The sequence below is a fragment of the Pelovirga sp. genome (assembly GCF_059864205.1).
In genome coordinates this window covers 1-1,897 of sequence record NZ_JCBCBS010000103.1, presented here as the reverse complement: position 1 = coordinate 1,897, position 1,897 = coordinate 1, and the positions used below count along the sequence as shown (strand labels likewise).

The following is a 1,897-nucleotide window of genomic DNA, read 5'->3' as shown; positions in this document are numbered from 1 at the left end:
AACTGCCGCGCCGCCAGTAGGCGGGGGTACATCATGTTGAGCCAGTTGGAATGATAGCGCCCGGCGCTTTCGCTGTTGGTATCGACCTTGACGCCGTCTTCGGTGACGCCGGTCTGCTCCCAGTAGGCCTTGCGCTGTTCGCTGTAGTTGTCGCTGTAGACAAAATCGTTGCCGGTGTTGTATGGCGGGTCGATGTAGATGCACTTGATCTTTTCGCGGTAGGCCGACAACAGACACTTGAGCACTTCGAGGTTTTCCCCTTCGATGATCATGTTGCCGTCGGCGACCTCGGGGTTGACCGAACGGGCGGCGTCGTATTGCAGCGCGGCGGTGGTCGGGGTAAAGGCGCGACGCTTGGCGTCGGCCTTGCCGAACCAGCGGAACTCGAACTTTTCACTGTCGGTCACCAAATTGGGGTCAAACAGCCGTTTCAGCTCTTCGAGATCGAGCCGGTCATCAGCAGTGAACAGATCGGGCATCAGCCGCTTGAGTTGTTCAAGGCGTTCCCGGTTGAGATCGGGGGTATTGGGCATCAGGTCGTTGATGTCAGTCATTTATGGTTTCCTCTGCTTGCTGCTTGAAGATCCGGTAATCCTTGATCGGCGCATGGTAGTTGACCCGCGCTTCGATACCGAGGGCGGCAAAGTGCTGAATGGCACACTTGATCTTGTAGATCTCGCTGTCGGTCAGCGCCTTGGTATCGCCAAGGTCGTTAGTCCCCTTGGTTTCGATGACAAAATAATAGTCGTCATTTTCGCCGCGAATTCCGCCTTTTTTCAGCACCACGCCGAAGTCGGGGTTGTACGGACCGATGGGTGTCGCGATGCTGTAAAAGGCCGGAAGCTTGAGAAAACAGACCACTTCGGGGTCGCCATCGGCAGTGGCGGCAAAGGCTTTTTCGATGTCGCTATCAAAAACGATGCCGTCATAAAGCCCTCGTTTTGGCGTCGCTTGGATGCGATCGCTGTGGCGGACCAGCTGGGCTTCAAAATCCGCAATCGGAAAACTTTGACCGCTCGGGGTGTAGGTGAGTTGGCGCAGCATTTCATCGAGCTCGATGCGGCGGATTTGAATTGTCGCCTCCTGTAAAAAGAGCGGCGGGTTGCGCACCAGAGCGTCGAAGTTGGTCAGCCGTGAAACGATCTTAAACACCGTCGGGTACGCCAGCGCGGTGTTCTCACTCAATTCCTCGACCAGATCCAAGGGCGCAAAGTGCGCCTTGAGCCGGGCGGTTTCGCTGCCGATGCGCTCGCGCACGACGCCAGCCTGTTCAAGACTGGTAATCCGGTCAAGGGTGATTTCAGCCTCGTATTCACGGGTAGTGATCAGGTTGAGAGCTTCGGCGGCCCGTGTCACCAGAGCTTCTTCATTAAACGCCACGGTGTAATCGGTTCGCTTGCTGAGCCGCCGCCAGAACTCGCGGAAGGCCGGGCTGTTGAAATGGGCTTCGTTACGCTTCAGGGTTTTTCGCGAGCGGTCCTGCCCCTTGTGCTTGTGGCGGGTTTCGGCACCGGCGGCGGCCGTACCGTAGATATCGACAATCTCCTGCTGGTACTGGGTGACAAAGGTTTCGTAGGTTTCATTGGGGATGACGGTCAACAGGTTGACTTCATCCTCTTCGTCCACCTCGGGCGGATCATAGACTCGATTACCATTACTGTTGACGCAGATGCGCAGCCCTCGACCAATCTCTTGACGCTTCTTGATTTCGCTGTAGGAATTATTGAGGGTGGCGATATTGAAGATATTGGGGTTGTCCCAGCCGACGCCGAGGGCCGAGTGGGAAAAGATGAACTCGACCGGGTTGTCGAGGGCCAGCAGCTGGTTCTTGTCGCGCAGGATCAGATCGAACAGCTCTTTGTTGCCGATCATCGAGCGTTCGTTATCAGTGTATTCA

1 protein-coding gene and 1 pseudogene are annotated in these 1,897 nt (G+C 56.2%); both read right to left on the bottom strand.

Annotation, left to right across the window (positions count from 1 at the left end; genetic code table 11):
* Positions 1-554 (bottom strand): annotated as a pseudogene (locus AC6F7T_RS06735) (hypothetical protein); the annotation flags it as partial.
* Positions 547-1,897 (bottom strand): restriction endonuclease (locus tag AC6F7T_RS06730; RefSeq protein WP_500717239.1); only part of this gene is annotated, 1,351 nt, incomplete at its 5' end. The gene AC6F7T_RS06730 and the pseudogene AC6F7T_RS06735, both read right to left, overlap by 8 nt.